General features: G+C 61.0%; 15 protein-coding genes and 3 rRNA genes. 12 read left to right on the top strand and 6 right to left on the bottom strand.

Annotated elements, in window-relative coordinates; genetic code table 11:
* The first annotated feature begins 367 nt into the window (after positions 1-367).
* Both dnaB and CTEST_RS12560 read left to right on the top strand, forming a co-directional pair.
* Positions 368-1,867 (top strand): replicative DNA helicase, encoded by a 1,500-nt coding sequence (gene dnaB, locus CTEST_RS12565; RefSeq protein WP_047254026.1) that lies wholly within the window; start codon positions 368-370, stop codon positions 1,865-1,867.
* Between the two features lie 94 nt (positions 1,868-1,961).
* Positions 1,962-2,435: a hypothetical protein gene (locus CTEST_RS12560; RefSeq protein WP_047254025.1), complete on the top strand. Its 474-nt coding sequence runs from the start codon at positions 1,962-1,964 to the stop codon at positions 2,433-2,435.
* 59 nt (positions 2,436-2,494) lie between these two features.
* Here CTEST_RS12560 and CTEST_RS12555 read toward each other — a convergent pair whose 3' ends face one another.
* Entirely contained in the window at positions 2,495-3,658 is a 1,164-nt protein-coding gene (locus CTEST_RS12555) for an MFS transporter (protein WP_047254024.1), read from the bottom strand.
* Positions 3,659-3,936: 278 nt separating this feature from the next.
* On the opposite strand from CTEST_RS12555, the gene CTEST_RS13715 reads away from it, so the two are divergent.
* Entirely contained in the window at positions 3,937-4,080 is a 144-nt protein-coding gene (locus tag CTEST_RS13715; protein ID WP_158408170.1) for a hypothetical protein, read from the top strand.
* On the opposite strand, the gene CTEST_RS12550 is transcribed toward CTEST_RS13715, so the two are convergent.
* The 3 genes from CTEST_RS12550 to CTEST_RS12540 all read right to left on the bottom strand — a co-directional run bounded on the left by CTEST_RS12550 (position 4,077) and on the right by CTEST_RS12540 (position 8,009).
* Positions 4,077-5,414 carry an MFS transporter gene (locus CTEST_RS12550; RefSeq protein WP_047254023.1) on the bottom strand — a complete coding sequence of 446 codons (1,338 nt, stop codon included), beginning with the start codon at positions 5,412-5,414 and terminating at the stop codon, positions 4,077-4,079. The genes CTEST_RS13715 and CTEST_RS12550 overlap by 4 nt on opposite strands.
* 26 nt (positions 5,415-5,440) lie before the next feature.
* On the bottom strand, positions 5,441-7,717 hold the full coding sequence (locus CTEST_RS12545; protein ID WP_144413290.1) for a heavy metal translocating P-type ATPase: 2,277 nt from the start codon (positions 7,715-7,717) through the stop codon (positions 5,441-5,443).
* Between the two features lie 85 nt (positions 7,718-7,802).
* On the bottom strand, positions 7,803-8,009 hold the full coding sequence (locus tag CTEST_RS12540; RefSeq protein ID WP_047254022.1) for a heavy-metal-associated domain-containing protein: 207 nt from the start codon (positions 8,007-8,009) through the stop codon (positions 7,803-7,805).
* 155 nt (positions 8,010-8,164) lie between these two features.
* On the opposite strand from CTEST_RS12540, the gene trxA reads away from it, so the two are divergent.
* Together trxA and CTEST_RS12530 are read left to right on the top strand one after the other, a co-directional pair.
* Positions 8,165-8,548 (top strand): thioredoxin, encoded by a 384-nt coding sequence (gene trxA, locus CTEST_RS12535; protein ID WP_047254021.1) that lies wholly within the window; start codon positions 8,165-8,167, stop codon positions 8,546-8,548.
* Positions 8,549-8,687: 139 nt separating this feature from the next.
* Complete coding sequence (locus tag CTEST_RS12530; protein WP_047254020.1) at positions 8,688-9,494, top strand: PspA/IM30 family protein; 807 nt, start codon at positions 8,688-8,690, stop codon at positions 9,492-9,494.
* A gap of 22 nt (positions 9,495-9,516) precedes the next feature.
* On the opposite strand, the gene CTEST_RS12525 is transcribed toward CTEST_RS12530, so the two are convergent.
* A complete protein-coding gene (locus CTEST_RS12525) occupies positions 9,517-10,818 on the bottom strand; it encodes an NYN domain-containing protein (protein ID WP_047254019.1) in 1,302 nt (433 codons plus the stop codon).
* A gap of 191 nt (positions 10,819-11,009) precedes the next feature.
* Here CTEST_RS12525 and CTEST_RS12520 point away from each other — a divergent pair, with 191 nt between their 5' ends.
* The 6 genes from CTEST_RS12520 to rrf all read left to right on the top strand — a co-directional run bounded on the left by CTEST_RS12520 (position 11,010) and on the right by rrf (position 19,332).
* Positions 11,010-11,384, top strand: coding sequence for a GntR family transcriptional regulator (locus CTEST_RS12520; protein WP_047254018.1), 375 nt, complete (start codon positions 11,010-11,012; stop codon positions 11,382-11,384).
* Positions 11,381-12,277 carry an ATP-binding cassette domain-containing protein gene (locus tag CTEST_RS12515; RefSeq protein WP_047254017.1) on the top strand — a complete coding sequence of 299 codons (897 nt, stop codon included), beginning with the start codon at positions 11,381-11,383 and terminating at the stop codon, positions 12,275-12,277. Before CTEST_RS12520 ends, CTEST_RS12515 begins: the two co-directional genes overlap by 4 nt.
* On the top strand, positions 12,274-13,308 hold the full coding sequence (locus tag CTEST_RS12510; RefSeq protein WP_047254016.1) for a hypothetical protein: 1,035 nt from the start codon (positions 12,274-12,276) through the stop codon (positions 13,306-13,308). The genes CTEST_RS12515 and CTEST_RS12510 overlap by 4 nt, the downstream gene beginning before the upstream one ends.
* A 621-nt stretch (positions 13,309-13,929) precedes the next feature.
* Positions 13,930-15,459: ribosomal RNA gene (locus CTEST_RS12505) — 16S ribosomal RNA — on the top strand.
* 463 nt (positions 15,460-15,922) lie between these two features.
* Positions 15,923-19,020, top strand: a 23S ribosomal RNA gene (locus CTEST_RS12500).
* Between the two features lie 194 nt (positions 19,021-19,214).
* Positions 19,215-19,332, top strand: a 5S ribosomal RNA gene (rrf, locus tag CTEST_RS12495).
* The 16S, 23S and 5S rRNA genes sit together here, the layout of an rRNA operon.
* A 115-nt stretch (positions 19,333-19,447) precedes the next feature.
* Here rrf and CTEST_RS12490 read toward each other — a convergent pair.
* Complete coding sequence (locus CTEST_RS12490) at positions 19,448-20,506, bottom strand: pseudouridine synthase (RefSeq protein ID WP_144413330.1); 1,059 nt, start codon at positions 20,504-20,506, stop codon at positions 19,448-19,450.
* Between CTEST_RS12490 and CTEST_RS13770 the strand changes: the two genes are divergently transcribed.
* A complete protein-coding gene (locus CTEST_RS13770) occupies positions 20,442-20,585 on the top strand; it encodes a hypothetical protein (RefSeq protein ID WP_169748260.1) in 144 nt (47 codons plus the stop codon). The genes CTEST_RS12490 and CTEST_RS13770 overlap by 65 nt on opposite strands.
* Positions 20,586-20,694 lie beyond the last annotated feature (109 nt).

The following is a 20,694-nucleotide window of genomic DNA, read 5'->3' as shown; positions in this document are numbered from 1 at the left end:
GTGAGTAGCTGCTGCGAGAACGCCTGTCAAACGGGCAGGTAGCGGCGTTTATTCGCAGTCTGGGCGCGGTTATCCACAGGGCCGATCACTGATGTGACCTGTGGCGATGCTGAATTTCGGTTGTTGACGGGTCTCTGTTATCCACAACTTCTCCACAGATGTGCGCACACGGAAAGACAAGAACGGCCCGTTCACCTATCTTTGTCCACAGGGGCTGTGGATAACTCGTGCGTTCGGGGGCGAGCTTTCCGGATTTTCACGCCCCATTATTGGTCGGGGGTGCCCGGCCATAGCTGAGCCTGAACGGCTTTGGCCCACTAGACTGCGAGGGCAGTGCGCGATGACAAGCGGAAGGAAAAATGGCGAGATGACTTCGGGATTTAACGGAGCAAGCTTCGACGACGACTACGTTCCGCCCGCCGAGCCCTCGGAGGATTTTGGGGTGCCGCTTCCGCCGGACGATAACGCACTGCCGGCCCGGCAGGCGTCGTCACGCCCCCGCCATCAGCGGGATAAGGCGGCGGCCGCGCAGGCTGCCTTCAGTGAGTTCCGCAAACCTCCCCACGACCGGGAGGCGGAGCAGGGCGTCCTGGGCGCCATGCTCGTCAGCCCGAACACGGTCATGGAGATCATCGGTGACTTAGGCCCGGAGGACTTCTATCACCCGGCGCACCAGTTGATCTTCTCCTCGATGATTGATCTCTTCGGTGAGGGCATCAACATCGACCCGGTGATCGTCTCTGCCCGGCTAGATCGGCACAACGATCTGGAACGCGTCGGCGGGGCGCCCTATCTGATCACCCTCATGTCCTCGGTTCCCACCGCAGCTAATGCCCGCTACTACGCGGACATCGTGGCGGAGAAGGCCGTCCTGCGCCGCTTGGTGGATGCCGGTACCCGCGTCGTGCAGCTCGGATACGAAGGGTCCGAGGGTGCTGAGTTGGACACCGTGTTGGACATGGCCCAGCAGCAGGTCTTCTCAGTAGCCCAGCGCACGGAGACCGAAGACTACGCGGTGCTGGCCGATGTCATCGACCCGACGATGGAGGAGCTCGACAAGATTGCCAACATGGGCGGCCTCGCTCGGGGCGTGCCAACTGGCTTTGTCGATCTGGACAACCTCACCAACGGCCTGCACGGCGGCCAGATGATCATCGTCGCCGCCCGACCGGGTGTGGGTAAGTCAACCATCGCTCTGGACTTCATGCGGTCCGCCTCCATCCGCCACGGCAAGGCCTCCGCGATCTTCTCGCTGGAAATGAGCAAGTCCGAAATCGTCATGCGCCTCATGTCCGCCGAGACGGAAATCAAACTCTCCGACATGCGCGCCGGACGCATGACAGACGATCAGTGGACGAAGCTAGCCAACCGTGTCGGGCAGATCGCCGAGGCCCCACTGTTTATTGACGATTCCCCGAACCTCACCATGATGGAGATCCGCTCTAAGGCCCGCCGCCTCAAGCAGAAGCACGACCTCCAACTCATCGTCCTCGACTACCTGCAGCTGATGAGCTCGGGCAAAAAGGTCGAATCCCGACAGCAGGAAGTCTCCGAGTTCTCCCGTCAGCTCAAGCTGCTAGCCAAGGAGCTCGACGTTCCTCTCATCGCGATCTCGCAGCTCAACCGTGGACCGGAAGCCCGTACCGATAAGCGCCCCCAGCTCGCCGATCTCCGTGAATCTGGCTCCCTGGAGCAGGACGCCGACATGGTCATGTTGCTCTACCGGCCGGACTCCCAGGACAAGGAAAACGAGCGCTCGGGCGAGGCGGACATCATCCTGGCCAAGCATCGTGGTGGCCCCATCGACACCGTCACGGTGGCGCACCAGCTGCACTACTCGCGCTTCGTCGACCTCGCGCGCGGTTAGGTCGTGCCAGTTAATGACGGACACCAAGGTGTAGTACAGCGCGTGCTCGCCCTCCGAGGCGACGTCGACCATGCCGATTCACTAGGGTGTAGCAATGGCGAAGGAATTAGCTCCGGGAACGTTTGACGCTGAGGAAGCGGGCACCTACCTAACGGGCATTCTCAAACGCCAGGTCGAGAGTGAGTGCCCCTACTTCGTAGATGGCCAGAAGAAGTACGCGGTGCTTTCCACCGAGGCTGTATGGGTAGAAGATGGACTGTTCAATGTCCTCATCAGAGTCCAAGTAGAAAACACGAGTGCCCTAGTGGGATGGGTGACCGAACTCATCACCAGCTCCCAGTCTCCCATGTCGTTTGAGCACCTCAACGCGCACCTTTTGTGGTCGGGTTTCCTGGCTGGTGACAACTTCATGGCTCGGGCAGACTTCAATGACCCGGAGGCGATCACGTGGATTAACCTCCCCGAATCGTTCGCTCTCCGAGTTCCAATTCCACACTCCTGGACGGAGCTCCTTGATCTGCGCCAAGAACTATCCCCCTTGTGGATTAACGAGGCTTCATCGAGTTGACTTGTGGTTGACCGCAGTCGTTCGGTTGGTGAGGTCTGCGACTGCTGGACGAGGCGCGGTTAGCGACCTCGCGCCACCCGAGCGGCAATGCGGGTGACGGGCACTATCGACGCCGCCGCGATGACCGCTCCGATGAGGAACACCGTGGGGTAGCCAATGATCGGTCCCACGAGGGAGATGACGAACGGTGCAAAGAACCCGAGGTAGGTCAGCGAGTAGAAGACGCCGTTCGCTGCACCAAGGTCTTGCGGCGGGGCAATGCGGCGTACTTCCCGAAGGCCGGAGACCATCATGATGCCGTAGGCCGCGCCGAGGACCACTCCGGCGAGGACGACGAGCCACGGCGATAGCGTGACGGCCACTGCCACAGAGAGCAGCATGCCGATGACGACGAGCCCGAGTCCGAGGATTGCCGGTGGAACGAGGTCGCTGCCGAAGCGGGTGGCGACGGGTTGGATGAACACTCCGGTGAGCATCGTGACGGCGGCGACGAGGCCGGTGTAGGCGATGGGCCAGGTGACCTGGTCGATGACGAGCGCCGTCAGGGCGGCAAACGCCGTGGTGACGGCGCCGAATCCCCAGGGTGCCCACGCTGCGACTGCCCAGAGGAAGCGGGAGGAGAGCACGCTGCGGGGGAACCAGGCGCGCCGCTGCGCACCGGGGTGGGCGGCGCCACCAGGGGATCGCCACGTCAGGGGTGCGATGACGATGAGGAGGGCGAGGTGGACGAGGAATGGCAGCAGGTCGGGGCGGGGGAGGAACTGGGCGACGAGACCGCTGGCGAGGGGGCCGACGCCGAAGCCCGCGGAGAGGAACACCGTGGCTCGGCGGGCGCCGACGTGGGTGGGGCCGGTAGAGACCTCTTGTAACCAGGCGGCGCCGGCGGCCATGACGAGGCCCACGGCCATGCCGACGATGAAGCGCCCCGCGGCCAAAAACGCGAAGGAGCCGCTCACCCCGGCGCACAGCACGATAGAGCCGAGGGCGCTGAGCAGGAGGGCGGGACGGACGATGGCGCGGCGACCGCGGACGTCGGAAAGCGGACCTCCGATGAGAAGGGCGGGGATGAGACCAGCGGCGTAGACGCCGAGGAGGAAGGTGACTTCCGATTGCGTGAGCCCGGCGACCTCGCGGTAGGCGGGCAGCAGCGGGGCGAAGAGGTTCGCGCCGAAGGCGATGACGAACATGCCGAGTCCGATGCGGAGCCAATCGCGAATGGCCATCTCGCCCCCTAACTGGTGGTGTGAGCTTCCCGACAACGCTAGCGGATGAGGGAGGGGAATGCCGTTACCCCTGGATTGGGGTGGTCAATGGGTCACGGGGACGAGCGAGTGAGAAACCCCACTCGGCGACACCGCAATATCCTGCGCCTTTGGAGCCTTTAGGTAAACCTATTTAAGGGCGTAGTTACTTAAGTGTGGCTTAGCAATGGTGCCTGAGCTGCAGGAACTTTCCTACTATGAGGGTCCACGTTGACAATGAGCACCCAAGGAGGGGCATCATGACTACCCGCATTGAGGAAAAGATCTCGGTTGAGCACACCGAGCACGCCACCATCCTGCATCTCCCGCGGAGCCTGGACGCCATTGCCGCCGCCACTGAGCCGGAGTCGCTTCTCCAACGCATTGCGCGCTGGTTTTCTTAAGCGTCGAGGACCTTGCCGCGCTGTTCGGGGAGCGTGAGGGTGGTCAGCGCTGCGATGGCAAAGGACACGGCGAACAGGCCGAAGAGCAGGACGGAGCCGCCAAAAAGCAGCAGCGGCGGCACGATGAGCGGGGCGGCGATGGAGGCCAGGCGCCCAAATCCGGCGGCCGCGCCGGTGCCTGCGCCGCGGATATGGCTGGGGTAGAGCTCGGGGCCGATGGCGTAGAGGGCTCCCCATGCGCCGAGGTTGAAGAAGGACAGCAGGCAGCCGGCGAGGATGATTGTCCACTCCACGTCGGCATTGCCGAAGAAGATCGCGGAGGCGGCTGACCCGGCGAGGAAGGTTGCCAGGGTGGAGCGGCGGCCCCATGCCTCGATGAGCCACGCGGCGACGGCATAGCCCGGTAGTTGGGCCAGGGTGATAATCAGCGTGAATTGAAAGGATTTCACCAGGGTAAAGCCATCCGCCACCAGCAGTGACGGGATCCAGATGAAGGCGCCGTAGTAGGAGAGGTTGACGCAGAACCACACGACCCACAAGGCGGCCGTGCGGCGGCGTAGGCCCGGAGCCCAGATGGAGGTGGCGTCGTCGAAGTCCTCCCGGACGATGGTGGGGTCGGTGAGTAGGGCGGCGTCGATACGCGAAAGCTCCTGCGGATCGACTTGTTGCTCGAAGGAGGAGACCACCGTCTCCGCCTCGTCGTGGCGGCCCTTGTCCTCGAGGAAACGGACGGACTCGGGGAGGCCGTGGCGGACAACCAGGGCGTAGAGGGCGGGGATCATTCCCAACGCCAGTGCCCACCGCCAGCCGCTATCGGAGGAGGTGACCACAAAGGCGCCGATCATCGCGGCGGCGATCCAGCCCAGAGCCCAGAAGGCTTCGAGGATGACCACCATGCGGCCGCGAATGCGGCGGGGGGCGAACTCCGACACCAGGGTGGAGGCGACGGGGAGTTCGGCGCCCAAGCCCACGCCGACGATAAACCGCAGCGCGATGAGCACTGCCAGGGACCCGGCGAGGGCGGAGGCGCCCGTGGCGAGGCCGTAGACCAGCAGCGTTAAGGCAAAAACTTGCCGACGCCCGATCCTATCGGCCAGCAAGCCACCAAAGGTGGCGCCCACGGCCATCCCGACGAAACCGATGGAACCGAGCCACGAGGTCTGCGTGGGGCTCAGGCCCCAGTGGATGGCCAGGGCGGCCATGATGAAGGAAACGAGGCCGACATCCATGGCATCGAGTGCCCAGCCGATGCCCGAGCCCACGAGTAGACGGCGGTGTTTGGGGGTGACCGGGAGCCGGTCGAGTCGTTCATTCCTGGTCAACTGGTCACTCATGGAGGGAACACTACTCTACGATGACCTCAGTGCAGCGAGGTGAATCCCCGCAGACGCAGCGAGTTTGTGACCACGAAGACGGAGGAGAACGCCATGGCGATTCCGGCGAGCATCGGGTTGAGGTAGCCGAGGGCGGCCACGGGGATGAGGATGACGTTGTAGGCGAACGCCCAGAAGAGATTGCCCTTGATCGTGGACAAGGTCTTGCGGGAGAGGCGGATGGCGTCGACGGCGGAGCGGAGGTCATTGTTCATGAGGGTGATGTCGGAGGCTTCGATGGCGACATCGGTGCCCGCTCCCATGGCCAAACCAAGATCGGCTTGCGCGAGGGCGGCGGCATCGTTGACACCGTCACCGACCATGGCGACATTGCGGCCCTGTTCCTGGAGCCCGGAGACGACGTTGACCTTGTCGGCGGGCATGACCTCGGAGATGACATCCGCGGGATCGATGCCTACCTCCGCCGCTACCGCCTGCGCAGCGCCGGCGTTATCGCCGGTGAGTAGCATGGGGGTCAACCCGAGGGAACGCATCGCGGCGATCGCCTCGGCGGAGGTGGGTTTGACGGTGTCGCGGACGGCGATGATGCCGGCGACGGCGGCGTCGATAAGCACAACAACCGGGGTGGCACCATCGTCTTGGGCCTGGTGGAACGCCTGCTGCACGTCGGCGGGCAGATCGCTGCCCGGGCGCCCAACGGTGACGCGCCGACCGCCGACGGTGCCGCTCACACCCATGCCGGGCTCGTTGCTGAAGTCCGTCACCTGCGCGGGAGTGTCCACCTCGCGGGCGATGGCGCGGGCGATCGGGTGCTCAGACGCTGCTTCCACGGCGGCGGCCGCCTCCAGGACCTCAGACGAATGGAAGCCCGCAGCGGGCGTGACCGAGGTGACGGACATGGCACCTTCGGTGACCGTGCCGGTCTTGTCCATGACGATGGTGTCCACGCGCCGGGTCTGCTCGAGCACTTCCGGCCCCTTGATGAGCAGGCCCAGCTGCGCCCCGCGACCGGTGCCCACGAGCAGGGCGGTGGGGGTGGCAAGTCCCAGCGCGCAGGGGCAGGCGATGATGAGCACGGCGACGGCGGCGGTGAAGGCCGGGGCGAGGCCACTGCCCAGCAGCAGGTGCGCGCCGAACGTAAGCACGGAGACCGCGATGACCACGGGGACGAAGACCTGGGAAATGCGGTCCACTAGGCGCTGCACGGGGGCCTTCTGTGCCTGCGCCTCAGTGACGAGCTTGGCCATTTGTGCCAGCGTGGAATCCTCGCCGACCCGGCTGACTTGGATGAGCAGGCGGCCGGAGGTGTTGATCGTGGCGCCGGTGACGCGGGAGCCGGGCGCGACATCGACGGGCAGTGATTCGCCGGTGAGCATGGACTCATCGACGGCGGAGCGGCCGTCGGTGACGGTGCCGTCGGCGGCGATCTTCTCTCCGGGGCGGACGACGATCGTGTCACCCACGGCGAGGGAGGAGATGGGGATGCGGGTCTCGCGGCCGTCGGCAAGCACTGTCGCATCCTTGGCCCCCATGTCGAGCAGGGCGCGCAGGGCCTCGGAAGAGCGCCCCTTGGCGCGGGTTTCAAACCAGCGACCGAGCAGCAGGAAGGTGATCACTACCGCTGCGGTTTCGAGATAGATCTCATCCATCGTCGAGTCCGAGGGGAACAGGTGCATTTCCATCTTCATGCCGGGATGGCCAGCGTGCCCGAAGAACAGCGCCCACAGGCTCCACACGTACGCGGCGGTCGTGCCGAGGGAGATGAGCGAATCCATGGTGAAGGCACCGTGGCGCAGATTGGCCAGCGCCGCGGTGTGGAACGGTGCTCCGCCGACGACGTACACCAACGTCGCCATGGCCAGCACCGCCCATTGCCAGTTGGTGAACTGGAGGGCGGGAATCATGCTCAGTGCCACGATGGGCACCGTCAGGATGGCTGATCCGATGAGGCGTTTCTTGAGGTCAGCGGCTTCCCGTTCGCGGGCTGCCTCCTGCGGGCTCATGCTTGCCGACGCCCCGCCGGCTCCACCGTCGGTGGTGCCCGCGGCGGGCTCCGCTTCCGGTGGGGTCAGTTCGAAGGCGTCGTAGCCGGCGCCGCGCACGACGTCGATGAGCTTTTCCGGGTCCGCCTTGGCGGGGTCATAGGTAATGGCCGCGGACTCGGTTGCGAAGTTGACCGTGGCTTCGACTCCATCGACCTTGTTGAGCTTCCTCTCCACTCGTGCGGAGCAGGAAGTGCAGGTCATGCCGGTGACTCCCAGGTCAAGCTCGAGGACGTCGGTAGCCGGGGTGGTGCTGATCATGAGGGATCCAATTCTTGGGAGGCGTGACTATGCCACCCAGCATATACCCCCACGGGGTATACGGCAAGGGCCCTACGTGGGGAAGCTAGTCCTCTTCCTTCACCGAATAGCCGGCATTCTCCACGGCCCTGATGATGTCAGCGTCGGAGAAAGCGAACCCAGTGACGGACACGCGACCCGTCTCCAGATCGACCTCCACGCCCTGGGTTCCCGGCAGTTCATTGATCTCCTCCTCGACGGCAGCCTTGCAATGCTCACAGGTCATGCCTTCGACGACGTAGTTCTTGATCATGGCGGAGATTTTCCTTTCGTACACCGACCAGCTTCGGCCACCCGAGTTCGGCCACCCGAGGGAATACTGAAGGGCCAGGTAGGGTTGTGGCACAAGAGACCGGATCACTCCGGTCCGATAATGACCTTACAAAACGGCTAGTCAGGAGTAATCAATTGGCAACCATTGACGTTACAGAAGCAACCTTCGAAGAGACCGTCACCGCCGACGGTATCGTCCTCGTCGATGCTTGGGCCAGCTGGTGTGGCCCTTGTCGCGCTTTCGCCCCGACCTACGAGAAGGCATCGGAAAAGCACACCGACGCCGTCTTTGCCAAGCTCGACACCGAGGCTAACCAGGGCATCGCCTCCGCTCTGCAGATCCAGTCGATCCCCACGCTCATGATCTTCCGCGATGGAATCATGGTCTACCGCGAGGCCGGAGCTCTGCCCCCGGCCGCTCTGGAAGAGCTGGTCACCCAGGTCAAGGACCTGGACATGGATGAGGTGCGCCGCCAGGTCGCCGAAGCAAACGCCGCTAGCGACGCCGAGCAGGGCTAGTTCCTCTCGCCCCTTCACGCCCACAGCCGTCCCGGGAATCCGGGGCGGCTGTTGCTCGTCGCGGGTTCTCTCTAAACTTGTGGTCAGGATCCGGATCCCCGGGATCGACACACTGCAGTGAGAAAGCGAGACCCCCATCATGGCTAATCCGCTGAGCAAGGGCTGGAAGTACCTCATGGCCTCCTTCGACTCAAAGATCGACCAGAACGCCGATCCGAAGGTCCAGATCCAGCAGGCCACCGAAGCCGCCAAGCAGCAACACCAGCAGATCACCGAGCAGGCCGCCGCCATCATCGGCAATCAAAAGCAGCTGGAGATGAAGCTCGACCGCCTGATTAAGTCCCAGGCGGAGCACCAAGAGCAGGCCCGCACCGCCATCATGGCCGCCGATAAGGCCGCCGCCGACGGGGACGCCGCCAAGGCCCAGGAGTTTGGAAACACCGCAGAAATCTTCGCCACGCAGCTTGTCTCCGTGGAGCAGCAGCTCGAGGAGACGAAGGCACTGCACGCCCAGGCCACCCAGGCAGCAGCGCAGGCGCAGCAGCAGCAAAAAGAGTCGGAGATGCGCCTCAAGGAGCAGCTCTCCCAGATCGATCAGCTGCGTGCCCAGGCCGATCAGGCCGCCATGCAGGAGCAGACCACCCGCGCCATGGACACCATGAGCGAGCTGCGCCCGAACGACAACGTGCCGACGTTGGACGCAGTGCGCGACAAGATCGAACGTCGATACGCAGACGCCCTCGGCGCGCAAGAACTCGCCCAACACTCCGTCGACGACCGCATGGCTGAGATCGCCTCCGCAGGCACCGATATGAAGGCCGCCGCCCGCCTTGCGGAAATCCGCGCTTCCCTCGCCGGGGAGTCCGCGCCGGAGGCCATCGAGGCTGCCGAGTCTGCAGATGATGCCGTCGTCGTTGAGGAAGTGGAAGAGGAGAAGAAGGGCTAATCAGCCCTTCCTTCACCAGCCCCTAAGATTCGCGGCGGTAACTCACCAGAACCCCGCGAATCCCCGAGTGGAAGCCATCGCGGAGATTGACCCGTTGGGTTTCGCTGAGCGTGTACTCGTGGAGAGTCTCGCAGGCGAATTGCAGCAGAGGTCGGTCAATCTCGGGAGGCAGGCCGCCGCCAGAAAGCAAGTGTGCTTGGTCGCGCTGCTCGATGGTGGCGGCATTGTCGTACCACCACGTCGCGTACTGCTGGCCAACATCAAACGGGGTCTGGAAACCGGCGGACGTCCACACCTCTTCGGGCAGCGGCACGTAGCGGGAGCGCAGTTTGCGGCGCGGCGCCATCATGGAGGGCTTGGGGATGGAACCCGGGGTGGGGGTCGATTCCTCGTCGGACGACTCTTCTGAATTCTCCTCACGGACCTTGGTCGGTCCGGGTTTCGGGGTGTCCAGAGACAGATCGTTTTCCACCGAGGAGCGTTCCTGCTCGGGAGTGTCGCGTTCCGGGGTGTACTCCGCCTGCGCCGTCGGGGTCACGGGGGTGGGCTCGACGATCTCGCAGATATCAGAATCCGTTGGTGTCGGCGTTGCCTGGTGAGTTGCCGGCGGAGCTACTGGGGGAGCTGCCGGTGGGGCAGCGGGGGCCGCCTGCTCCTGCCGAGGGGTCGGCGGGAGGAAAGACGGAATCGCCCCGTTGGGAACGGTGGTCATGCCGTGCTCCTCGAACGGCTCGGCATCGCCGAGCGGGCGCGAGCGCACGACCGGTGGGAGCGGGCCCTCGAGAACCTGCAGCTGCATGGCGTCGGTGAAATCCTCGCGTGGGTCAAGGATGGTCGTGGAATCGCAGGCATGCCGCAGGGCGGCGGACATGGAATCCCAGCCGAAGCCGTACAAGTGAACGCGGATCCCATTCTCCGTGGCCTCTTGGACGCCCGGAATCATGTCGGCGTCACCGGAGACCAGCACAAAGTCCGAGAATTGTTGGCGAATGGCCGCGGCGACCATGTCCGCCACGAGGCGAGTATCCACGGCCTTTTGGGTGCGGCGCTCACCCCATTCAATGAGCTGGCCCGCGCGCAGTTGCACGCCGTCGCACGTGCGTAGCGCGCGCTGGTAGCGGTGGGGGCCGTTATCGGGAATGCCGTCGTACCAGAGCTGACGGTGGATTGGTTGGCGAAGTTGGTTGTGGACCATCGAGTCGAGGACGTTAACAACCTCGGGGAGGTCGATCTCTAATTGGGCGCGGGCGCCCGTCTCCCACGAGTTATAAAAGCTCGCGAGCAGGTAAGAGGTGTCAACGAGGACCAATGTGCGTTCAAGCATGGCTCCTAATTTCTATGTTTGTCGGGAATTCTAAGTCGATTTCTTCATTACCAGCATGCCTTAATCAGGGCCTGCACGTCGATGTCGGCCCCGTTGTGGTGGAGGGCCTTGTATCGGGCCTTGTGCCGGCAGTCCCGGAGCTCTATGGTTAGTTAAGTGAGTAACTAACCAACTAACTGGAGGAGGGGCGCGTGGATGACTCGACGGCTCCGTTGTTTCGGCAGATAGCCAACCTCATCGAAGACTCCATCGTCGACGGCAACCTCGGCGCCGGTGCCCGCGCGCCCTCGACCAACGAACTCGCCGAATTCCACCAGATCAACCCGGCGACCGCCCGCAAAGGAATCACCCTCCTCGTTGACAGTGGAGTGCTGGAAAAAAGGCGCGGTATCGGCATGTTTGTCACCGACGATGCCCGCGACATCATCCTCGCCAGACGGGGCGAAGAATTCGCCGCCTCCTACCTCGTCCCGCTCATCGACGAAGCCGTCAAGCTCGACATCACCCGCGCAGACATCCACCGACTCATCGACGCCGTCGCAGAAAGCCGAGGACTTTACCAATGACCATCCCACTGATCCACGCCGAAGACCTCTCCGTCGGATACGGCCGCGGCCAGGTCATCTCCGATCTCACGTTCTCGCTCGCCGCCGGCCAGGTTCACGGCCTCATCGGCCCCAACGGCGCCGGCAAGACCACTCTCCTCCGCGCCCTCGCTGGGCGCCTGCTTGTCGACGGCCGCCTCACCGTCTTCGATGCGTCCCCCTTCGACAATCCAGCGGTCCTCGACCGCACGGTCCTCGCCGGCATCGACGCCCCGCTTCCCGGGGGATGGAGCCTGGAGAAGGTGTTCGCCGTCGGCGCCGCCCGCCACCACGGTTGGCGGGCCGAACGCGCCGAGCACCTGGCCTCGCGCTTCGAGGTGCCCCGCCGAACCACCTATTCTCAGCTCTCCCGCGGCCAGAAATCCGCGGCATCCATCGTGTATGCCTGCGCGAGCGGCTGCGAGCTCATGCTCCTCGACGAGCCCTACCTCGGCTTCGACGCAGACAAGCGGGATGCTTTCTACCGCACCCTCCGTGAGGAAATGGAGACCCAGCCCCGCACCATCGTCATGTCGACGCATCACCTGCACGAATCGGAGCGCCTCCTCGACACCATCCTCTATATCGAATCCGGCCGCGTCCGCATCAACGGCCCCGTCGAAGACATTGCCGAGCGCATCATTGAGCTCGCCGGACCCGGAGAGGAGATCGATCGCATGCTCAGTCGCTTAGGCGTGAGGGAGCTATCTCGAACCGACCTGAGTCTGGGCAGTCGCAGCATCGTTGACCTCCGCCAGAAACCAGAGCTTATCGACGCCGCCTTCGACCTCGCCCGCCACACCGGCGGTCGCGTGCGCGTCTCCGAGGTCACCCTCGAGAAGGCTGTCGCAGCCTTGGGTAAGGAGATGCGATGAACTCCGTAGCCCACCCGTGGAGAATGACCCGCCTTCTCCTGCTCACTCCCCAGAACATCATCAACTTCCTCATCTTTGCCCCGGCAGTGACCTTCAATGCCTCCATCGTCGGTGGCTGGTGGGCGCTCCTCCTTGTCGTGATCTATCCCGTCCTGCGGCCGACGTGGGAGCCCTATGCGGCACTGGGCCTGACGAGGGCCACCTGGCGCCGACACCGCCGCCTGGCCGTAACTGCGGTGGTACCGCTGCTGCTCATAGAAGTCGCATTGCTATCCACTGCCGAGCCCCGCTGGGTCCTCCCCGCCAGCATCCTCGCCCTGTGGCTCATCGCTATGGTGTGGCCTGGGCAGCCCACCCGTAGCATGGAGGAGCTGATCGCTGCACCGGAAACTCGCAGGTCATCGGCGCGGGCGGCCATTATCTACCGGCCGCAGGCGCTCGCCTGGCTGGTGACGTGGGGTCTGGGCTTAGCGACGTTCCTGATTTTGGCTGTGCTCCTTCGTAGCGGGACCAGCTTCGTCAATGGGGAGATGCACGTCAGGTTCTTCGTGTGGGTGGCAATTATCGTCGGGTCGTGTCTATCCGGGATGGGCGCCATCGGTCGCTCATTGCGGGACTGGCAAAGCCTGGGCGGGACCAGGAAGGAGTGGGCTGGCTCCACCGCGCTAGCCGGACTTACGAGCGTCGCGTTCGGCGTTCTGATAGCCGCCTTCGACTACTTCCTCCTCCTGCCTGGGCACGCCGGCGGATCCCTCGGCTTCGTTCTCATGGGCTTCTTTGCACCCCTGATCGCCTGCACCTTGGAGCTATCCGACCGTCAAACGTGGTGGATCACGGTTCTGTTCCTTGCTGCCGCTGGCGGAGTGGTGTTGCTCGCGGTGCTCGGCCTCATCAACGTCTGGATAGGTGTGGCGGGCGCAGCGGTGCTCTACCTCGTCTTCAGCGCCCTTCTCCCGACCATGGCCCGGCGGTTCACACCCTACGGCGGGGGCATGAGCAATTGGCTCGGATTGAACGCAAGAACTGCGTGATTGTGCAACCGATTTCTTACGTCTGACCTGGGGAGTTGTGTTGGTCTGTGTGGGTGTGTAACTTTAATCAGGTCAGCGCGACCGACAGCGCCCCGCAGACAGACACTTGAGAAGAGAGTCTGGATTGCGTGCCGGCGAGAGGAAAACAGGCCCTGACCAAATATCTTCAGTAGCTCATCTGCTCATATTGTCTACCCCTCTGTGGTGGTAGGTGGTGTGTAGGGGTGTGGTGATGTTGTGTGAGAACTCAATAGTGTGCCAATGTACTTTTGTTTGTGATGATGATTGTGCTGTTGGCCAGCTGTGCCTGCCGGCGTGTTGTTGGTGGGTGTGGTTGGTGTGTGCCGGGTGGTACCTTTTTTTGGATCGGGTGCCACGGTAAATAACGCGCCATGTGCATGACTCTTGCCTGTGTGGTGGGGGTGTGTGGGTGGTGAGTGTGTCCGGTGCGTGCAGTGATGTGAATCGTTGTCGTATATTTTTTTAAGCCCACCTCTTGTTTTGCCCCGTCGGGTGTGGGGGTGGGTGTGAGCAGTTGATGATTTTTTTAGAAAATCGTTGGTTGTTTGTTTTTTGGTTGGGAATTTGGGCTCTGCCTTGAATTGTTTCTTCTGAAATTTTTTTATGGAGAGTTTGATCCTGGCTCAGGACGAACGCTGGCGGCGTGCTTAACACATGCAAGTCGAACGGAAAGGCCCTGCTTGCAGGGTACTCGAGTGGCGAACGGGTGAGTAACACGTGGGTGATCTGCCTCGTACTTCGGGATAAGCTTGGGAAACTGGGTCTAATACCGGATATAACCTTCCTTTAGTGTGGGGGGTGGAAAGTTTTTTCGGTACGAGATGAGCCCGCGGCCTATCAGCTTGTTGGTGGGGTAATGGCCTACCAAGGCGTCGACGGGTAGCCGGCCTGAGAGGGTGGACGGCCACATTGGGACTGAGATACGGCCCAGACTCCTACGGGAGGCAGCAGTGGGGAATATTGCACAATGGGCGCAAGCCTGATGCAGCGACGCCGCGTGGGGGATGACGGCCTTCGGGTTGTAAACCTCTTTCGCTAGGGACGAAGCCATCCTTTGGGGGTGGTGACGGTACCTGGATAAGAAGCACCGGCTAACTACGTGCCAGCAGCCGCGGTAATACGTAGGGTGCGAGCGTTGTCCGGAATTACTGGGCGTAAAGAGCTCGTAGGTGGTTTGTCGCGTCGTCTGTGAAATTCCGGGGCTTAACTCCGGGCGTGCAGGCGATACGGGCAATACTTGAGTGCTGTAGGGGAGACTGGAATTCCTGGTGTAGCGGTGAAATGCGCAGATATCAGGAGGAACACCAATGGCGAAGGCAGGTCTCTGGGCAGTAACTGACGCTGAGGAGCGAAAGCATGGGTAGCGAACAGGATTAGATACCCTGGTAGTCCATGCCGTAAACGGTGGGCGCTAGGTGTAGGGGTCTTCCACGACTTCTGTGCCGTAGCTAACGCATTAAGCGCCCCGCCTGGGGAGTACGGCCGCAAGGCTAAAACTCAAAGGAATTGACGGGGGCCCGCACAAGCGGCGGAGCATGTGGATTAATTCGATGCAACGCGAAGAACCTTACCTGGGCTTGACATATACGAGATCGCCGCAGAGATGTGGTTTCCCTTGTGGTTCGTATACAGGTGGTGCATGGTTGTCGTCAGCTCGTGTCGTGAGATGTTGGGTTAAGTCCCGCAACGAGCGCAACCCTTGTCTTATGTTGCCAGCACGTTATGGTGGGGACTCATGAGAGACTGCCGGGGTCAACTCGGAGGAAGGTGGGGATGACGTCAAATCATCATGCCCCTTATGTCCAGGGCTTCACACATGCTACAATGGTCGGTACAACGCGTTGCCAGCCCGTAAGGGTGCGCTAATCGCTGAAAGCCGGCCTCAGTTCGGATTGGGGTCTGCAACTCGACCCCATGAAGTCGGAGTCGCTAGTAATCGCAGATCAGCAACGCTGCGGTGAATACGTTCCCGGGCCTTGTACACACCGCCCGTCACGTCATGAAAGTTGGTAACACCCGAAGCCAGTGGCCCAACCCTTGTGGGGGGAGCTGTCGAAGGTGGGATCGGCGATTGGGACGAAGTCGTAACAAGGTAGCCGTACCGGAAGGTGCGGCTGGATCACCTCCTTTCTAAGGAGCTTAAGTATTTTTTTCCCGCGCACCGTTGGTGTGGGTGATGGTCACAGTTGTGGTTGTTGCTTGACATCTGGTTGTGGTGTGTGGGGTGGTGGTTGGTGGTCACGAGTGTTGACCCGCTGCCGTTTTATTAATCGGGTGGATCGCATGCCACGTGTGGTTGATGGTGTGGTTGTTGTCGCAAGCGTTGAAAGTTTTTGTGCATTGGCATGCTGTTGGGTGTCTGGGACAACATTGTTGTTTCGACTGTGATCATCCATGTTGTTTACTTCCCTTGTGCCTCCGTGTGGGGTGGGTGGTGGATGGGTGGGTGGTGTGTTGTGTGAGAACTGTATAGTGGACGCGAGCATCTTTATTTTTTGTTGTGCTGTGAGTCTATGGGCTTATAGTGTTGTGTTTTTTATGCTCCGCATGCTGCGTGCTTGCCTTTTTGGGGTGGGTGTGTGGTGTGTGGGGTGTGTGTTTGTGTAAGGGCGCATGGTGGATGCCTTGGCATGCTGAGCCGATGAAGGACGTGTGAGTCTGCGTTAAGCCTCGGGGAGTTGACAACTAAGCGTTGATCCGAGGATGTCCGAATGGGGAAACCCGGCCATCGTTATGGGTGGTCACCTCACGATGAATTCATAGTCGTGGTGGAGGTTGACGCGGGGAAGTGAAACATCTCAGTACCCGCAGGAGAGGAAAATAAATAATGATTCCGCTAGTAGTGGCGAGCGAACGTGGATGAGGCTAAACCGTGTGTGTGTGATACCTGACAGGGGTTGCGCATGCGGTGTTGTGGGATGCATCTTGGTGGGGCTGTCACCTCATCGCGCATTATCTCAAGTTGAGCGGGAGTGGTCTGGGATGGCCTACCGGAGTGGGTGAGAGTCCCGTACGTTAATAGCTTGTGGTGTGTGTTGGTGTTTTTCCCGAGTAGCAGCGGGCTCGTGAAATCTGCTGTGAATCTGCCGGGACCACCCGGTAAGCCTAAATACTCAGTGTGACCGATAGCGGATAGTACCGTGAGGGAATGGTGAAAAGTACCCCGGGAGGGGAGTGAAATAGTACCTGAAACCATGTGCTTACAATCCGTCAGAGCACCTCTTGTGTGTGATGGCGTGCCTTTTGAAGAATGAGCCTGCGAGTCAGCGGCATGTCGCGAGGTTAACCCGTGTGGGGTAGTCGTAGCGAAAGCGAATCCTAACGAGGGTGTTGTTAGTGGCATGTCCTGGACCCGAAGCGGAGTGATCTACCCATGGCCAGTGTGAAGCAGAGGTAAGACTTTGTGGAGGCGCGAACCCACTTAGGTTGAAAACTGAGGGGATGAGTTGTGGGTAGGGGTGAAAGGCCAATCAAACTCCGTGATAGCTGGTTCTCCCCGAAATGCATTTAGGTGCAGCGTTGTGTGTTGCTTGCTGGAGGTAGAGCTACTGGTTGGTTGAGCGGGACGACAATCTTAGCAATGTCAGCCAAACTCCGAATGCCAGTTAAGTTGAGCATGGCAGTGAGACTGTGGGGGATAAGCTTCATAGTCGAGAGGGAAACAGCCCAGATCGCCGGCTAAGGCCCCTAAGCGTGTACTAAGTGGAAAAGGATGTGGGATCGCGAAGACAGCCAGGAGGTTGGCTTAGAAGCAGCCATCCTTGAAAGAGTGCGTAATAGCTCACTGGTCGAGTGGTTCTGCGCCGACAATGTAGTGGGGCTCAAGTACACCGCCGAAGCCGCGGCAACAACCCATCCTTTGGGGTGGGTGTTGGGTAGGGGAGCGTCGTGCACTGCTGTGAAGCGTTACCGTGAGGGGGCGTGGAGTGTGTGCGAGTGAGAATGCAGGCATGAGTAACGATTGATGAGTGAGAATCTCATCCGCCGGATGACTAAGGGTTCCTGGGTCAAGTTCGTCTTCCCAGGGTGAGTCGGGACCTAAGGCGAGGCCGACAGGCGTAGTCGATGGACAATCAGTTGATATTCTGGTACCCGTGTATGTGCGCCCATGTGTGAATCAGTGATACTAACCACCCGCGATCATCATCGGACTGCAGTTTTGCTGTGGTTGGTGGTGGGAGTGCGTGGGGCCTGATCTGGTAGTAGCCAAGTGATGGGGTGACGCAGTGGGGTAGCCGCGCCACTTATTGGATTGTGGTGTAAGCGTGTGGCACGAGGGGAGTGGTAAATCCGCCCCTCAATGTGTGTGAGGCGTGATGCGTAGCCCTTTGTGGGTGAATGTGGTGATCCCGTACTGTCGAGAAAAGCCTCTAGCGATGTATGTATATGGCCCGTACCCTAAACCGACACAGGTAGTCAGGTAGAGAATACTAAGGCGTTCGGGTGAACTGTGGTTAAGGAACTCGGCAAAATGCCCCCGTAACTTCGGGAGAAGGGGGGCCACTGTTGGTGATAGAACATTTCGTTTTTGAGCTGGTGGTGGTCGCAGAGAATAGAGGGAAGCGACTGTTTATTAAAAACACAGGTCCGTGCGAAAACGTTGAAGTTGAGGTATACGGACTGACGCCTGCCCGGTGCTGGAAGGTTAAGAGGACCTGTTAGATCTCCCTTGTGGGGGTCGAAGCGGAGAATTTAAGCCCCAGTAAACGGCGGTGGTAACTATAACCATCCTAAGGTAGCGAAATTCCTTGTCGGGTAAGTTCCGACCTGCACGAATGGCGTAACGACTTCCCTGCTGTCTCAACCACAGGCCCGGTGAAATTGCAGTACGAGTAAAGATGCTCGTTACGCGCGGCAGGACGAAAAGACCCCGGGACCTTCACTATAGCTTGGTATTGGTGTTCGGTTCGGTTTGTGTAGGATAGGTGGGAGACTGTGATCATGTGACGCTAGTTGTGTGTGAGTCGTTGTTGAAATACCACTCTGATCGGATTGGATACCTGAACCTTGGCCCATGATCTGGGTTGGGGACAGTGCCTGGTGGGTAGTTTAACTGGGGCGGTTGCCTCCCAAAATGTAACGGAGGCGCCCAAAGGTTCCCTCAGCCTGGTTGGTAATCAGGTGGTGAGTGTAAGTGCACAAGGGAGCTTGACTGTGAGAGTGACAACTCGAGCAGGGACGAAAGTCGGGACTAGTGATCCGGCACCTACTTGTGGAAGTGGTGTCGCTCAACGGATAAAAGGTACCCCGGGGATAACAGGCTGATCTTCCCCAAGAGTCCATATCGACGGGATGGTTTGGCACCTCGATGTCGGCTCGTCGCATCCTGGGGCTGGAGTAGGTCCCAAGGGTTGGGCTGTTCGCCCATTAAAGCGGCACGCGAGCTGGGTTTAGAACGTCGTGAGACAGTTCGGTCTCTATCCGCCGCGCGCGTAGAAACTTGTGGAAGGCTGTCCCTAGTACGAGAGGACCGGGACGGACGTACCTCTAGTGTGCCAGTTGTTCCGCCAGGGGCAGGGCTGGTTGGCTACGTACGGAAGGGATAACCGCTGAAAGCATCTAAGCGGGAAGCCTGTTTCGAGATGAGGTTTCGTGTGAGGTCCCCTGTAGATGACGGGGTTGATAGGCCAGATCTGGAAGCATTGTAAGGTGTGGAGGTGACTGGTACTAATAGACCAACAAAACACACACACATTTGACTGCTGTGGTGGTTGGTGGGTGTTTTTTACGCAACGTAACAAAAAAAATGAGATCATCTGATTGCCCTTGTTGGGGTGGTTGGTGGTTCGCGTCCATTATGCAGTGTCTGACACAGCACACTCGTGTCACAGAACGAAGCATGTCCATCGCCTTGTGTGGGTGGTGGGTGTTGTTCTGGTGGGTGTGTCGGTGGTTGATGGCAGCAGGGAAACGCCCGGTCCCTTTCCGAACCCGGAAGCTAAGCCTGGTTGCGCTGATGGTACTGCACCTGGGAGGGTGTGGGAGAGTAGGTTACCGCCGACACTAAAAACTTAACAATAGTGAGCTAGACCCTAGAGGGGGTTTCGTAGCGCCGAGGATATCGGGGCTACGGGACCTCCTTTTTGGCGTGCCCACACGAGAATGGGTGTGGGTGGTTCTAGGTCATGGTGGGAAACAGGCGCGAGGGAGCAGCGAAGTTGCACTCCTCGCCACTCAACGGATCGACGAAGGCGAGCGAGCTCGCTCTCAAGTGCATGGGGACGCGGAAGTTCTCCTCGGCCTCGGTGTGGATGCGCGGATACACGGGGTCACCGAGGATCGGTACGCCGGCGGCCCACATGTGGAGGCGGAGTTGGTGGGTGCGGCCGGTTAATGGCTGCAGGAAGTAACGGGCCTGGGGCTCCAGGGGTCCATGGACGGACGCTAGGGTGAGGTGCTCGTCGGGGGAGACAGGCTGGACGTCGAGAAGCGTTGTATGCGCGTTTGGTTCGCCCGGAGTGATAAAGCCTTGGATGTCTCCGGGGGTTTTAGTCATATGGGAGGACCACGTCTGCGGGACCGGCAGGTCGCGAAGCGGGGCAATGGCCTCGTAGGTTTTGGTCACGGCGCGATCGGCGAAGAGCCGTTGGTAGGCACCACGGACTTCCTTACGGACCGTGAGGAGCAGTACCCCGGACGTTAAGCGGTCGAGGCGGTGCGCGGGCACGAGCTCGGGAAGATCCAGGGAACGCCGGAGCCGCACCGTCACGGTCTCGGTGATGTGCTTTCCGCGTGGCATGGTGGCCAGGAAGGGTGGTTTGTCCACTACAAGGAGGTTCTCGTCTCGGTAGAGAATGTCGATGCCGTAGGGAACGAGCGGTTCGGGGGCTGGCATTCGGTAGAAGAAGACGTCCTCACCAGGCTGGACCATCGTGTCCGGCTCGTAAGGATCGCCGGATCGACGGACGACGAGGCGGGCGTCGAAACGCTCTTGGAGTGCGGCACTGTCGTCGGCAGGGTGCCGGTGACGTTGAGTAGTGATGAGGTGCTGCACGAAATCCCATGCCCGCATCGCGGGCACATCAACCGGTAGGCGGGCGCGCGTGGACGTCAGCCCGTCTCGGACGGGCAAGGGCGAGCGCTGAACGCGTTGTTGGGATACCCTGTTATTCATGAACTTTGATGCCATCCTCGAACAGGCTACCGCTTTCTCCTCTGAGGGTATCGGTAAGGTGATCACCGACTTCGCTAAGGTCATCTACGGAATCCTCTTCCCCGCTAACTCTGACTCCGCAACTCCCGTCCCGATCGGCTAAAAAGCCGGCCCGCACGGGAGAAGTACCAGCTTATCTATCTGGTACTAACATCCGCCCAAGCTGGGATAATCGGCGCTACAATTGACATAGACACCGAAGAATATCGATC

It is taken from the genome of Corynebacterium testudinoris (assembly GCF_001021045.1).
Lineage (GTDB): Bacteria > Actinomycetota > Actinomycetes > Mycobacteriales > Mycobacteriaceae > Corynebacterium > Corynebacterium testudinoris.
This window is presented reverse-complemented; position numbering and strand designations above follow the sequence as displayed.

Bases quoted from the DNA above. Each gene is read 5' to 3' on its own strand.
- dnaB (WP_047254026.1), top strand. From the start codon at position 368: ATGACTTCGGGATTTAACGGAGCAAGCTTCGACGACGACTACGTTCCG.
- CTEST_RS12560 (WP_047254025.1), top strand. From the start codon at position 1,962: ATGGCGAAGGAATTAGCTCCGGGAACGTTTGACGCTGAGGAAGCGGGC.
- CTEST_RS12555 (WP_047254024.1), bottom strand. From the start codon at position 3,658: ATGGCCATTCGCGATTGGCTCCGCATCGGACTCGGCATGTTCGTCATC.
- CTEST_RS13715 (WP_158408170.1), top strand. From the start codon at position 3,937: ATGACTACCCGCATTGAGGAAAAGATCTCGGTTGAGCACACCGAGCAC.
- CTEST_RS12550 (WP_047254023.1), bottom strand. From the start codon at position 5,414: ATGAGTGACCAGTTGACCAGGAATGAACGACTCGACCGGCTCCCGGTC.
- CTEST_RS12545 (WP_144413290.1), bottom strand. From the start codon at position 7,717: ATGATCAGCACCACCCCGGCTACCGACGTCCTCGAGCTTGACCTGGGA.
- CTEST_RS12540 (WP_047254022.1), bottom strand. From the start codon at position 8,009: ATGATCAAGAACTACGTCGTCGAAGGCATGACCTGTGAGCATTGCAAG.
- CTEST_RS12530 (WP_047254020.1), top strand. From the start codon at position 8,688: ATGGCTAATCCGCTGAGCAAGGGCTGGAAGTACCTCATGGCCTCCTTC.
- CTEST_RS12525 (WP_047254019.1), bottom strand. From the start codon at position 10,818: ATGCTTGAACGCACATTGGTCCTCGTTGACACCTCTTACCTGCTCGCG.
- CTEST_RS12515 (WP_047254017.1), top strand. From the start codon at position 11,381: ATGACCATCCCACTGATCCACGCCGAAGACCTCTCCGTCGGATACGGC.
- CTEST_RS12510 (WP_047254016.1), top strand. From the start codon at position 12,274: ATGAACTCCGTAGCCCACCCGTGGAGAATGACCCGCCTTCTCCTGCTC.
- CTEST_RS13770 (WP_169748260.1), top strand. From the start codon at position 20,442: ATGAACTTTGATGCCATCCTCGAACAGGCTACCGCTTTCTCCTCTGAG.